Genomic DNA, 13245 nt, shown 5'->3' with positions numbered 1-13245 from the left:
CAACACCCTTTAGTTTATGATTCGGAATCTTTCGTTTCTTGTTTTCTTGAAAAAGCTTTCTGCGCTTCTTGAATCTCAAGACGAATAGAAGACATTTCTTCATCTAATAAAAACGCCGCTTCCGCTGCGCGTTGCAAGCGTATTTTAATATCTTCAGGAAAACGTCCACTATATTTATAATTTAAAGAATGCTCAATTGTTGCCCAAAAATTCATTGCTAACGTGCGTATTTGGATTTCTACCAATACTTTTTTTTCTCCCTGAATCGTTTGAACGGGGTAACTAATGACAACGTGATAAGAGCGATAGCCGCTATCTTTCTTTTGCGTGACATAATCACGTTCTTCCACGATTTCAAAGTCATTTCGTTTTCGAAGATATTCTACAACAGGCTTAATCTCATCAACAAATTGACACATCATTCGAAGGCCCGCGATGTCTTGCATATCTTCTCTCAGCCGATCTAGCGGTACATTTCTCTTCTCCGCTTTATCAATAATACTAGCAACCGACTTTACCCTTCCTGTTACAAACTCAATTGGAGAATGCTCTGTTAACATTGCAAATTGAGTACGCATTCCTTTTAGTTTCACTTTCAGCTCTGCCACCGCTTGATGGTAAGGTGCTAAAAATTCTTCCCAATTTCGATTCATTTCAACCACCACCAAAATCAATCCATTTGCTTATAGAAATACTTTTTCTACAGCAGTTACTAGTTCTTCTCCGTAATTTGCATTACCTTCAATATTTTCAACTAAATATTCTACTTCTTCTTTTAAATTTTCTAATTCCATTTCAACGTCATTCACACGAACGAACATTACTATATCGTTATTCATCGCTTCATGCATTGCTTCCCAGCATGTGTGCGGAATACTTACATAAATGAAAGATGATTCGTTTTCTAAAATATATAAAAATGATAAATTGTCTGAGTCTACAAGTACGTGATTACGCGCACTTAACTCCTTTACCTCTATTTCATTATTTTCCGCACAAAAAATAAGCGCATTCTCTCTCTTTTCTACGCTCTTAACTTGAATTTTATTTTGCATGCTCTAACTCCTCCATCTCAACTTCCTGTCTTACTTAACAGTATTATTGTATCATAACATGGACGCAAACAAATAAAACATTGAACCAAATTTATGAAAAAGCGATAATGTGTAAAGAATTATTTTTTAAAAGGAGCGCGCATACAATGACACAAGAAATTGAAATTGAATTTAAAAATATTGTTACAGAAGAAGAATTCGATACATTATGTGATTCATTCTCTATTGAGGTATTTACGAAACAGGTGAATCACTACTTTGAAACACCGGGCTTCTCGTTAAAAGAAGCTGGCTCTGCACTTCGTATTCGTCATAAAGGAGAAACTTATACATTAACATTGAAACAACCTGCAGAAATCGGCTTGTTAGAAACGCATCAAGTCGTAACAGAAGACGAAGCAAGAATGATGATGGAAACAAACGGAATCATTCCAGGGGCTGTAATGGATCAACTACACAAATTACAAATTCCTGTTTCCACTTTAACTTATATGGGTAGTTTAACAACTGAAAGAGCCGAAACACTATTTGAAGGCGGAACGCTTGTCTTTGATCATAGTTTCTATTACAATCACGATGATTATGAAATTGAATTTGAAGTGCAAGATGAAGAAACAGGAAAAGCTGCATTTATTCATTTATTAAAACAGCACGACATACCAATCCGTCATACAAATAATAAAGTAAAACGCTTTTTCCTTGCCAAACAAAACAAAGCACGCTAAAGTGAAAATTCCACTAGTGAATACGTTCTACTAGTGGATATATCTCACTTTTTAAAAGGAAAAGATTCTTTTACATTTGAAAAATAAGCAAAGAACGTTATGAAGGCTGTTTATTTGCCCTCTAGAACATTCCATTGCTACAATAGATATACATTTCATGGAAAAAGGAGTTTATAAAGGATGAGCAAGCAACCGATGACACCATTTGAAGCAATTGGCGGTGAACAATGCATTGCAATATTAGTAGACACGTTTTATTCCTATGTCAGTAAACACCCTGACCTATCTCCCATCTTCCCGGATGATTTAACAGAAACCGCTAGGAAGCAGAAACAATTTTTAACGCAATATTTAGGTGGTCCTAATTTGTACACTGAAGAACATGGTCATCCTATGTTAAGAGCACGCCATCTTCCGTTTGAGATTACTCCAAAACGAGCAGAGGCTTGGCTATCATGTATGGAGCAAGCAATGGATGACACAGGAGTGCACGGTCATATAAGAGAGTTCGTTTTTGAACGTTTAGCGTTAACTGCTCAGCATATGGTTAATACTCCAAACGAAACAGGTGAAGTGTAATGGATAAGCAGGAAGCAACGCATATAAATATGCCATCTCCTTCCGCATGTGAGCATAAGTCTGTAGAAGCATATTTATTTATTGATCCACTTTGCAAAGATTGTTGGGAAATTGAGCCCTTTATTATTAAACTATGGCTTGAATACGGGAAATACTTCTCTATTCGTCATATCGTAACAGGAAAAGTGGATGGAACGAACGCTTCCTCACACAAATGGAATAAACCTGCTAATATTCGATTTGTGTGGGAAAAGACAACAAGTTTACAAGGTTTTTCATGTGATGGAAAGGTACATATGCAAGAAGCATCGTCAACACCATATTTAGTTTCGATGGCAATTAAGGCAGCGGAGTTACAGGGCCGAAAAGCAGGTTCGAAGTTTTTGCGAAAACTCCAAGAATACATTTTCCTTGAAAATGTATCAAATCCTGACTGCGAATTATTACTTGCATGTGCAAGAGATAGCGATATTGATGTAGAAGAATTTAAAAAAGACCTACATTCCGCTAGCGCAAAAAAAGCTTTCCAATGTGACTTAAAATTTACAAATGAGATGCACATTACAGAAATACCTTCTCTCGTATTCTTTCATGCGAATTCAGATGAAGAAGGTATTAAAATCGCTGGAACTTATTCCTACGACGTATACGTACAATTATTGAAAGAACTTGTAAAATGTGACATTGAGTCAGAACCATTACCACCTTTAGAAGTGTTACTAGAAGCAACGCAATTTATATCTTCAAAAGAAGTAGCATTTATATATGACTGCTCGCAGCAAGAGATCGAGCGTGAACTGAAAAAATTACAACTAAAACGAAAAGTACAAATGATTGACGTAAAATGTGAACGTTATTGGAAATGGATAGCAAAAGAAAAAGACCTGGTGTAAAACACCAGGTCTTTTTCTTTACGGCTTATAAAAATATTAAAGGGGATGGGAGAAATTTTCACGTTCAAACAAAGGGGTATATGTTTGTATGTGAATTCGTTCACGCTTATTATATTACAAGATTCGACGTCAGATGACAACCCCTTTTGTCGAATTTCACACTTTTGTCACATTCTAAACGTTTTCATTTCTGAATAAGCTATAAAAAAGCTATTTTGGAGGTGTTCCGTATGAAAAAAACGTATATTTTACTTATCTTACTAGCTGTCATCGTTTCTTTTTTCTTGTACATCCTCTCTCTACTACAAGCTTTTCCTAAAATTATTGCCTTCCCTCTTTTATTTGGAGTCATTGTCATCGCTCTCTCTTATTTCAACCATAAAAAACGATTTAAAAGGTTTTAACTACAAAAATCACCTGTAAAACTGCCTTCTAATTTAGAAAAAAGAAAGAAATTCACCTTATTCATTCGACAAATATCGACAAAAATATTTAAAACAAAAAAGACGAGGTAAATTCCTCGTCTTTACAATTACTTCTCTTCAAATAATAATGCTTCTAATTCATTTAATTTCTCTTCAAATACTTGTAGCGCTTCTTTTACCGGTTCTGGAGATGCCATATCTACTCCAGCTTTTTTCAGCACTTCAATTGGATAATCTGAGCTTCCTGCTTTTAAGAACTCATTAATGTAACGTTCTACTGCTGGTTGCCCCTCTTCTAAAATTTGTTTAGATAAAGCCGTTGCTGCACTAAATCCTGTTGCGTATTGGTATACGTAATAGTTGTAGTAGAAGTGCGGAATACGCGACCACTCTAAACCAATTTCTTCATCGATTACTAAAGCATCACCGAAATATTTCTTATTTAAATCATAGTAGATCTTCGTTAACATGTCTGGCGTAACCGCATGTCCTTCTTGTACTTTCTTATGAATAATATGCTCAAACTCTGCGAACATCGTTTGACGGAATACAGTACCACGGAATCCTTCTAAATAATGATTTAATAAGTATAGACGCTCTTTCTTATCTTCTGTCGTTTTTAATAAATAATCGTTTAGAAGTGCTTCATTACAAGTTGATGCTACTTCCGCAACGAAGATTGAATAATCACCGTATACGTGCGGCTGCGTCTTTCTTGTATAGTAACTATGCACGGAATGACCGAACTCATGAGCAAGTGTATATAAATTATTTACATTATCATGCCAGTTCATTAAAATATACGGATTTGTTCCATATGCACCAGATGAATATGCTCCGCTTCGCTTTCCTTTATTCTCATACACATCTACCCAGCGATTTTCATATGCTTCTTTTAAAATGTCAACATACTCATCACCAAGTACGTTTAAAGACTTTAATAACATGTCTTGTGCTTCTTCATACTTCACGTTCATTTTCACTTCTGGTACAAGTGGTGTATATAAATCATACATATGAAGCTCATCAAGTCCTAGTGCACGCTTACGAATATCAATGTAACGATGTAGCAAGTGTAAATTATCATTTACAGATTCAACAAGTTGATCATACACCGCTTCAGGAATATTATTATTACTTAATGCCGCTTGACGTGCAGAATCGTATTTACGAACACGCGCATTGAAATTATTACGTTTCACAGCTCCGCTTAACGTGCTTGCAAATGTGTTCTTATATTTCCCGTACGTTTCATATACAGCTTTGAATGCATCTTCGCGCACACGACGATCATCACTTTCTAAAAACTGAATGTAACGACCATGTGTAATTTCCACTTCTTCTCCATCCTCACCTTTAATAGATGGGAATTTCAAATCCGCATTATTCAACATACCAAATGTATTACTTGACGCACTCATTACTTCAGATGCTTCTGCTAATAGAGCCTCTTCCGCTTCAGATAATACATGCGGGCGTTGACGCGTAATTTCTTCTAATGCATGTTCATATACACTTAAGTCTCTATTTTCTGTCAAGAATGTTTGCAGTGTATCTTCTGAAATCGATAAAATCTCAGGCACAATATATGCTGTGCTACTAGATACTTGTGAATATAAATTTGTTGCGCGGTCATTTAATGCTTGATACACAGAGTTTGTTGTATCTTGATCGTAACGCATATGCGCATATGTATATAGCTTACCTAATCGCATTGAAATTTCGTCTTCATATTGCAATGCTTCAAGTAAATTGTTCGCAGAGTCACCAAGTTTCCCTTTAAATTCAGTTAACTTCGGTAATAGCTCTTTAATGGCTTGGAATTCTTTTTCCCATTCTGCATCTGTTTGGAAAATATCTTCTAGTCGCCACGTACTTGATTCTTCAATCTCTTTGCGATCTGGTAATGTTTTTGCTGTGTTTTGTTCAGACATCCTTTAAGCCCTCCTTTAAATATCTCTACTTACATACAATTCGATTTTTCTTATGTAATTCCTTCACGATCAGTCTTTATTATATCCCCTTTTCCTTCTCTCATGTTGTACTTTGCCTCAAATAAAGATAAGGCATACGTTAAGCAAATTTCATCATATTTTATAACTTCCTCCTCTGTTTTTAACATAACTACTTCTCTTTTTTTCCGGTACTTATAAGTCCCTACTTTCTGCAATACACCTACATAACATAAAAATGTTATATATTCAGCAACTGCTACTTTCCATATATGCCGTGAAAAGTACGGGAGCATGCGCCTTTTCGTATACGTTTTCACATAACTACATACATATCGAAGGGAAATACATTCCCCTACCGTAAGCTCACCTATACATTTTATATATAGAAAAGCTTGCCATATAAATGGATTTGTTTGAAAAGCAAATGAGGACGGGAGTGGCACACCGATTTCAGAAGGAAAATTTGCTGGGGTACATTTACATTGATATAAAAGGCGTAATAGTGACTTATGATTGTAATTCCAAATCGGCAGAGCATTTTGCCGAAAATAGCTCTTTCGCTTTTTCCATTCCTCACCTAATGTTTCTTTTCGGAAAGAGACGGGAGAAAAGAGCATTTCAAAAGTAGTCGTTTCAGTTGGTAAATAGATAATATGTGAGAAAGAGACGCTTGTAGAAAATGAAGTGAGAAACGCGCATTTCATAAATGATTTTTGTTTCGAACAGAAGAAAATAAGAAATGGCTGAGGATAAGATTGTAAGGAGAAAGCCATAAGTGAGGAGAATTTCATCCAATATGCTGATTGCCTTTTCAATTGATTTCCACCAATGATCCAAATGACCTGTATACCCGCTCGCCAATACGAATAGGTTCGTTTGTACAGCTGCTCTATAGAGAGATTGGCGCATTGGTATTCAATCGCAATTGTTCTCCCTGCTCTCTCTATGAAAATATCTGGTCGTTGCTGAATTTCTGGAAGATAGTGCTCTATATACACAGGAAAGTTTTGACGTTTGAACCACCTATATAACAATTCTTTACCGTGCATATGATACATAGATTCTGCTTCATAAAAGGCAAGACACGCGTCCATTTTCTTATGAGCAAAATGCCAACTTTTTTGTTTCCCTAATTTCATTTGCACTTCCTTCCCGCAAGCTATGCAAAAGAAGCTTTCCTTTTTACGCATACGATGTAAAAGCTCTTCATCATGATGATAGAGTAGATGGATTTTTTCTCCGTTTTCTCTTTTGGCGATAAACATCGGAATCACACCCTTTCAGCTCCTTATATTCTACAATTTATTACAAATTCCTTTTAAAAAAGAGATGTCCCAATTTCGGACATCTCTTTTTATAATAAAGGTGATAATAATCGATACGTCGATTCAACAATTCGTCTATGAAGACGCCTTTTATGAAAACGATCGACATGAATTTCACTTGATTCTTCTATATCCTCTTTATAATCTTGAACAAGTTTTCGAATGCTGTCTGTATCATATAAAAAGGCATTTACTTCAAAGTTCAAATGAAAACTTCTCATATCCATATTAGCAGTCCCAATTGAAGCTAAATCAGAATCGACAATGACAACTTTACTATGAAGAAAGCCTTTTTCGTATTCATATATCTTTACCCCTGCATCTAAAAGCTCTGGGAAGTACGATCTCGATGCGTAAAAGACGGTGCGCTTATCAGGCTTACTCGGCATTAACAAACGGACATCAATACCAGCAAGTGCAGCTACCTTTAATGCGGATAAAATATCATCATCTGGAATGAAATACGGCGTCGCAATCCAAATTGATTTCCGTGCAGATGAAATCATGGCAAAGTATAAATGTTTAATTGTTTCCCATTTATTATCTGGTCCACCTGCAACGAGCTGTACGCCTCCCCAATGATCACCCTCAACTGCTTTCGCTTGTAAATATTCAGGGGCCAACACAGCCTCACCAGTCATATAAAACCAATCTTGAAGGAAAATAAGTTGCAAGCTTTGAACAGCTTCACCACGCAAATATAAATGCGTGTCTCGCCAAAAACCGAAATATTTATCCTTCCCTAAATATTCATCACCAATATTTAATCCACCGACAAATCCTTCATTTCCATCAATAATAACGATTTTCCGGTGGTTTCGATAATTAATCTTATCGTTTAAAATCGGAAAGCGCACAGGGAAAAACGGAATCATTTCTACTCCTGCATCATTCAATTCTTCAATATATGAATTCGATAATCTAAAACTTCCAACCGCATCATATAAAAAACGAACGACAACACCTTCTTTTGATTTCTGTATTAAAATATCTTTAATTTCTGTTCCAAGCTTATCATCACGCACAATGTAATATTCCATATGAATGTGGTGTTTCGCTCGTTTTAATCCATCTAAAATGGCCTGAAACGTTTCATCTCCATTTGTTAATGTTCTCGTTTCAGTTTGAAATGAAATATTTAAAGCGCCTAAGCGGTCCGCTAAACGAAATAACAGCTCTTGGTGCTTATGATTGCGTAAAATCCGTTCTTCGTAATCTTCATGCCCTTTATATTGTAAAAATGCTTGTTCATCGAGCAACGCCTTCTTTTGGAACATTCTCTTCCTCCGAAAGTTCTGTCCAAATAATAAATAAGCGAAGAATCCAAATACCGGAAAAATACCTAACACAATGAGCCATGTAAGTGTTTTAGACGGATGACGGTTCTCTAAGAAAATAACGCAGCCAATTAAAAATGCAGATACCGTAAATAAAATACTAATAATACCTAAAATCGAAACATCTTTTATACCAATTACATCCGAATAAAATGCTACATCAATAAACATACGTAACGAAACAAATAACGCGAACAATAGTAAAACAAAGAAAATCAACTTTAACGTATTTTTCATCTCTTACCTCCTTACTAAGAAAGCTTTCCTATTCTTCATATAAAAAGCCGATTTCATACTACAGAAATCGGCCTACGTTTTAGCAGGAAAATTATTGCGAATTGTTTCAAGCGCATGCTCTTTCACAATTTGTTTCCCATACTCACTTACACGATGAATTGTTAAAGTTGATTCTTCTCCGTATTCTAAAACAATACTTAAAATACGATCAATTTCTTCTTCATCATGTAGCACTTCATCGAATTCCACATATACATAATAGCGGTTCTCAAATGAATACAGCTCATCTTTTATATCTTCAAAGATAAGACGGTGGCTTAATGAAATGACATCTTCAAAATCATTAAATTTAATTAAAAATCCAAACGTACCATCTTCGTTAAAGTTTGTTCCTGCTTGTTCCTCTACCTCTTCCACTAATTCTTGCTGGAATAATGATTCAATGCCTTCATCTAGAGGAATGTCTATAATTTTATCTACACCTATTGGTAGTTCTAGCTTTTGTCCATCCTTTGAAAGCTCTGCTTTCGTTACAAGTACTTCAATCCCTTTATCGACTGCTTGCACTTGAATCCATAACGGTCCATCAATAAAGAAATCATCATGATCACGAGCTTCGTCCATCATCTCCCAAAAGAGCTCTTCACTTCGTTCGCGGTCATACCAAATTTCTTCACGATTAAACCCTCTATCCTCTATATCAATGTACGTAATAAAAAATTTCATCGTATGGTCATTAATTCTTTCAATATCCAAAATACAACTCTCCCTTCCTGCTTAGAATTGTTATGAAGGGATTCCCCACTCATATGACAAATCAATAGATTCTTGTACTCTCATTTTATGATAAGATTCTCCAGAATGGAAATAAAATCGATTTATTTTACAAAAATAGTTATATGCCTATCTTTATTCGACCATCTACACAAATATATCATTATAGCGATTTCTCACTCATGAAAAATTTGGACATACATTTCCACCCTCCCCCGTACACTGTAATAAAGTGAAACTTTTATTAGAGAAGGTGATTTAGTCTCTCTCTTCACCACATACATACAGTTCGCTTATTAAAACATTATAAATGGAGGCAGACGAATGGACTTAGAGTTTTTAACATCTGTACTAATGATTGTCGGTATCGATGTTGTATTAGGTGGTGACAACGCAATCGTCATCGCACTAGCTAGCCGAAATTTACCTGAATCGAAACGAAATAAAGCCATTTTGATTGGTACTCTTTTAGCAATCGTTCTAAGAATTATCCTTACTATACTAGCTGTCTATTTACTCGACATTCCATTTCTACAACTTATCGGGGGCGTTTTACTTACATTAATTGCAGTAAATTTACTAACTGATAATAGCAACGATCTTTCTGCTATTCAGGGGAAAACAACTTTATTTCAAGCTGTGCGTACAATTGTATTCGCAGATCTCGTTATGGGGTTTGACAACGTTATTGCCATTGCAGGTGCAGCTCACGGAAGATTTTTACTCGTAATAATCGGCTTACTCATTTCTATCCCGATTATTATTTGGGGCAGCAAACTTATTTTAATACTTATGGAACGCTTTCCATTCCTCATTTATTGCGGAGCAGCGATTCTCGCCTATACAGCAGGAAAAATGGTTACACATGAAGACAGGCTTGCAACGTTCTTTCATAATAATCCAAATTTCACCACAAACATGCCTTTCTTATTCATTTTCACTGTTCTATGCATCGGTATTATCGTGCAACAAGTTCGATTACGAAATGTGAAACATTAAAAAAAACCTTCTACTATATAATAGGTAGAAGGTTTTCATATTATTATAATTAATTTACAAGACGCTGTGCTTCACGTAATTGAAACGTTCTTACTGTACGTGGTAAGAAACGGCGGATTTCGTCTTCATTGTAACCTACTTGAAGGCGCTTCTCGTCAATCATAATTGGACGACGTAAAATCCCTGGATAGTCACGAATCATCTTATATAAATCTTGAAGTGGTAAAGATTCTAAGTTTACATTTAATTCTTGGAAAACTTTCGAACGAGTAGAAATAATCTCATCCGTTCCGCTTTCTGTCATACGTAAAATCTCTTTAATTTCCTCAATCGTTAATGGATCTGAGAAAATATTACGTTCTGTATAAGGAATATGATTTTCCTCTAGCCATAATTTCGCCTTTCTACAAGACGTACAGCTTGGAGAACTATATAATGTTACCATACAAAGCTCACTCTCCTTAAAGAGTACAAATTCTGTACTAATTACAGTTTAAATTTCTAAATTCAGCAATTTTTTACGATACCTTGTCTTATAACAAAGTGCAAAAAATCTCATTTCATGTAAGCAACAACTTTGAGCAAACAACAATTACTTTTAATAAGTAACTTCTATAATCATTATACAATAGATTTTGCAAGAAATATACAGTAAATTTCCTTCTAATTGAGAAAACTCTTCCGTGTATTCCACTGCTATGTAACATGATCACACTCACTTCAGCTGTAATTTAACAATAACCTTCAACCCTCTTAATACTGGCTTGTCATAGATTTTTCATGTGATATACAGTTATTTCCCCATAATCTTCTCTATGAAAAAGAGAACGTTTTCTTACCTTTTCTTCATAAATCAATTAAGAAATGTAAGACTATACAAGTGAGAATCGAAAGGAACATTTGTTCTCATTTTAACAAACATCCTCATCCATGTCTATACGATTTCTAAAATAAATCAATTATTTTTCTGACATTTCTTTCTTTTTTATCTTTTATCTCATACAATAAACATACAGACAGGCAAAGGGGGAATTTGCAAATGATTGCTTTTTTTATTGATTTTGTCACTGTTGCTGCCCTCATCATCGGAATCACAGCATTGATTGGTGTCATTACAAATAGCATTGGTGAAAAACTCTTTGGCGGTAAAGAAAAGATGAAGTTTGTTAATAAAAGTTTGGATGTACAATCCGGCTGGAACCAAGTTGGCGGGAAAGGTATTTATAAGAAACGTACGTATTAAAAAAAAAGCAGGCAATCACCTGCTTTTTTCTTATTTCTCTACTGACGCCCATTTAAAGCTTAAATCACCGCCATATTTATGGTTGTACATATTTTTAATTGATTCTCTTTGTATATATGCTCTACCACGTTGATATACTGGAACAATCGCAGCGTCATCAAGTAACATTTTCTCTGCTTCTAGTAAGTTTTTCCAACGGGCATTTACATCACTTCCATCTTTCTTCGCTTTCATGATAATTTCATCATATTTCGGATTAGAGTATTTCATTTTATTTTGCGATCCGTCCGTCACAAACATATCAAGGTATGTAACTGGATCTGGGAAGTCTGCACTCCATCCAGAGAATGACATGACAAAATCGCCTGCATCTTCTAGTTTTAGTTTTTGCGCAAATGGTTGTTGTTTAATTTTCACTGTTAAACCTGGTAAATTCTTTTCTAACTCACCTTTTAAATATTCACCTGTTTTCTTCGATAATTCAACATCTTCATTTAATAGCTCTAATTCAATTTCATTTTTACCAAGCTCTTTTTTACCAGCTTCCCAATATTTCTTCGCTTCTTTCACGTTTGGTTTTACAATATCTCCATTTACAGCACGGAAGTCTTTTTTATCCGGCCCTTTAATGAAATTATCAGGAATTAATCCTGTCGCTGGCTTAGAACCGTTATTTAATAATGTATCAACGAACGGTTTACGTTCAAAAGCAAGTGAAATTGCTTTACGAATATTTTTATTTGCTAACGCTGGATCTTTTTGATTTAAACGAAGGAAGAATACAGATGTATCTTCTACTGTTTGGAAATCTGGTTTTCCTTTATATTTATCGATGAACTCCGCTAATAACGTCGCTCGATCGACTGCGTTTGTTTCATATAAATTAATTGGTGTAGACGTATCTTTAACAATATTAAAGTTTACTTCCTCAATCTTCACTTCTTTATTGTCCCAATATGACGCGCTCTTTGTCATTTTAAAGCTACGTTCATGTTGCCAATCACTTAATGTAAATGGTCCGTTATAAAGTGTTGTATTCGCTTCCAAACCAAACTTCGTACCTTGTTCTTTTACAAACTTTTCATTCACAGGATAGAAGATTGGATATACCATTAAATCTACAAGGTATGGAATTGAATTGTCTAATTCCACTTCTAATGTATGATCATCAATCGCTTTTACACCTAATTGATCCGGACTCATCTCTTTTTTATTAATTTTCTCTGCATTTTTTATATCATACATAATGTACGCTGATTTCGCAGCTGTATCTGGGTTAATTGCTCTTTGCCATGCGTATACGAAATCTTTCGCCGTCACAGGCTCACCATTTGACCATTTTGCGTCTTCACGTAATTTAAATGTATATTTTTTACCGTCTTCTGACTTTTGGAATTCCTTCGCTACACCAGGAACTAGCTTATCATCTTTTCCTAAACTGTATAAGCCTTCCATCGTATTAGTCATTACTCTTGAAGAAACCGCATCAGCTGATAACGCTGGATCCATCGTTGGAATTTCTTGCGTTTCAATTAGATTAATAACTTGCTTCGCACCGCTTTTCCCGCTATCCCCTTTTGCGTTCGCTTGCGGTTCATCTTTTTGGTAGCTACATGCCCCTAACATCATGCTCATCGCTACTGTTGATACTACAAAAACTGGCATCTTTTTTTTCATACTTCCACCCTCCACAAAAAT

Annotated in this window: 14 protein-coding genes; 6 read left to right on the top strand and 8 right to left on the bottom strand. The window is 35.3% G+C overall.

What is annotated here, in order from left to right; all coding sequences use genetic code 11:
• Window positions 1-14: 14 nt before the first annotated feature.
• Together yjbM and RBB48_RS10065 are read right to left on the bottom strand one after the other, a co-directional pair.
• A complete protein-coding gene (gene yjbM / locus RBB48_RS10070; protein ID WP_001081480.1) occupies window positions 15-653 on the bottom strand; it encodes a GTP diphosphokinase in 639 nt (212 codons plus the stop codon).
• 30 nt (window positions 654-683) lie between these two features.
• Entirely contained in the window at window positions 684-1055 is a 372-nt protein-coding gene (locus RBB48_RS10065; RefSeq protein ID WP_001179996.1) for a UPF0738 family protein, read from the bottom strand.
• A gap of 146 nt (window positions 1056-1201) precedes the next feature.
• On the opposite strand from RBB48_RS10065, the gene RBB48_RS10060 reads away from it, so the two are divergent.
• The 4 genes from RBB48_RS10060 (at window position 1202) to RBB48_RS10045 (ending at window position 3656) form a co-directional block, all read left to right on the top strand.
• Window positions 1202-1780 carry a CYTH domain-containing protein gene (locus RBB48_RS10060; protein ID WP_306007600.1) on the top strand — a complete coding sequence of 193 codons (579 nt, stop codon included), beginning with the start codon at window positions 1202-1204 and terminating at the stop codon, window positions 1778-1780.
• Between the two features lie 180 nt (window positions 1781-1960).
• Window positions 1961-2359 (top strand): globin domain-containing protein, encoded by a 399-nt coding sequence (locus RBB48_RS10055; protein WP_000043382.1) that lies wholly within the window; start codon window positions 1961-1963, stop codon window positions 2357-2359.
• On the top strand, window positions 2359-3252 hold the full coding sequence (locus tag RBB48_RS10050) for a ClpXP adapter SpxH family protein (protein WP_097890461.1): 894 nt from the start codon (window positions 2359-2361) through the stop codon (window positions 3250-3252). Before RBB48_RS10055 ends, RBB48_RS10050 begins: the two co-directional genes overlap by 1 nt.
• Window positions 3253-3482: 230 nt before the next feature.
• Complete coding sequence (locus RBB48_RS10045; protein ID WP_087984734.1) at window positions 3483-3656, top strand: hypothetical protein; 174 nt, start codon at window positions 3483-3485, stop codon at window positions 3654-3656.
• A 128-nt stretch (window positions 3657-3784) separates the two neighbouring features.
• Here RBB48_RS10045 and pepF read toward each other — a convergent pair whose 3' ends face one another.
• The 4 genes from pepF to mecA form a co-directional block, all read right to left on the bottom strand.
• A complete protein-coding gene (gene pepF, locus RBB48_RS10040; RefSeq protein ID WP_087984733.1) occupies window positions 3785-5611 on the bottom strand; it encodes an oligoendopeptidase F in 1827 nt (608 codons plus the stop codon).
• A gap of 50 nt (window positions 5612-5661) precedes the next feature.
• Window positions 5662-6906: a competence protein CoiA gene (locus RBB48_RS10035; RefSeq protein WP_088608372.1), complete on the bottom strand. Its 1245-nt coding sequence runs from the start codon at window positions 6904-6906 to the stop codon at window positions 5662-5664.
• Window positions 6907-6986: 80 nt separating this feature from the next.
• Entirely contained in the window at window positions 6987-8531 is a 1545-nt protein-coding gene (locus RBB48_RS10030) for a cardiolipin synthase (RefSeq protein ID WP_000799209.1), read from the bottom strand.
• 72 nt (window positions 8532-8603) lie between these two features.
• Window positions 8604-9287, bottom strand: coding sequence for an adaptor protein MecA (gene mecA / locus RBB48_RS10025; RefSeq protein ID WP_000350711.1), 684 nt, complete (start codon window positions 9285-9287; stop codon window positions 8604-8606).
• A gap of 342 nt (window positions 9288-9629) precedes the next feature.
• Between mecA and RBB48_RS10020 the strand changes: the two genes are divergently transcribed.
• Window positions 9630-10304, top strand: a complete 675-nt coding sequence (locus tag RBB48_RS10020) for a TerC family protein (RefSeq protein WP_060489329.1) — start codon at window positions 9630-9632, stop codon at window positions 10302-10304.
• 49 nt (window positions 10305-10353) lie between these two features.
• Here the strand turns inward: RBB48_RS10020 and spx are convergent, their stop codons facing one another.
• Window positions 10354-10749, bottom strand: a complete 396-nt coding sequence (spx, locus tag RBB48_RS10015; protein ID WP_000258267.1) for a transcriptional regulator Spx — start codon at window positions 10747-10749, stop codon at window positions 10354-10356.
• 594 nt (window positions 10750-11343) lie between these two features.
• On the opposite strand from spx, the gene RBB48_RS10010 reads away from it, so the two are divergent.
• Window positions 11344-11547: a hypothetical protein gene (locus RBB48_RS10010; protein ID WP_000559978.1), complete on the top strand. Its 204-nt coding sequence runs from the start codon at window positions 11344-11346 to the stop codon at window positions 11545-11547.
• Between the two features lie 30 nt (window positions 11548-11577).
• Here RBB48_RS10010 and RBB48_RS10005 read toward each other — a convergent pair whose 3' ends face one another.
• Window positions 11578-13224, bottom strand: a complete 1647-nt coding sequence (locus tag RBB48_RS10005) for a peptide ABC transporter substrate-binding protein (protein WP_088062468.1) — start codon at window positions 13222-13224, stop codon at window positions 11578-11580.
• Window positions 13225-13245 lie beyond the last annotated feature (21 nt).

The sequence above is a fragment of the Bacillus sp. MMSF_3353 genome (genome assembly GCF_030733445.1).
Lineage (GTDB): Bacteria > Bacillota > Bacilli > Bacillales > Bacillaceae_G > Bacillus_A > Bacillus_A wiedmannii.
Note: the sequence above shows the minus strand (reverse complement) of the source record. Positions and strands in the feature narration are given on the sequence as shown.

Coding starts and splice junctions, on each gene's coding strand:
- RBB48_RS10060 (WP_306007600.1), top strand. CDS start 1,202: ATGACACAAGAAATTGAAATTGAATTTAAAAATATTGTTACAGAAGAA.
- RBB48_RS10050 (WP_097890461.1), top strand. CDS start 2,359: ATGGATAAGCAGGAAGCAACGCATATAAATATGCCATCTCCTTCCGCA.
- spx (WP_000258267.1), bottom strand. CDS start 10,749: ATGGTAACATTATATAGTTCTCCAAGCTGTACGTCTTGTAGAAAGGCG.
- RBB48_RS10065 (WP_001179996.1), bottom strand. CDS start 1,055: ATGCAAAATAAAATTCAAGTTAAGAGCGTAGAAAAGAGAGAGAATGCG.
- RBB48_RS10045 (WP_087984734.1), top strand. CDS start 3,483: ATGAAAAAAACGTATATTTTACTTATCTTACTAGCTGTCATCGTTTCT.
- pepF (WP_087984733.1), bottom strand. CDS start 5,611: ATGTCTGAACAAAACACAGCAAAAACATTACCAGATCGCAAAGAGATT.
- yjbM (WP_001081480.1), bottom strand. CDS start 653: ATGAATCGAAATTGGGAAGAATTTTTAGCACCTTACCATCAAGCGGTG.
- RBB48_RS10055 (WP_000043382.1), top strand. CDS start 1,961: ATGAGCAAGCAACCGATGACACCATTTGAAGCAATTGGCGGTGAACAA.
- RBB48_RS10010 (WP_000559978.1), top strand. CDS start 11,344: ATGATTGCTTTTTTTATTGATTTTGTCACTGTTGCTGCCCTCATCATC.
- RBB48_RS10020 (WP_060489329.1), top strand. CDS start 9,630: ATGGACTTAGAGTTTTTAACATCTGTACTAATGATTGTCGGTATCGAT.
- RBB48_RS10005 (WP_088062468.1), bottom strand. CDS start 13,224: ATGAAAAAAAAGATGCCAGTTTTTGTAGTATCAACAGTAGCGATGAGC.
- RBB48_RS10030 (WP_000799209.1), bottom strand. CDS start 8,531: ATGAAAAATACGTTAAAGTTGATTTTCTTTGTTTTACTATTGTTCGCG.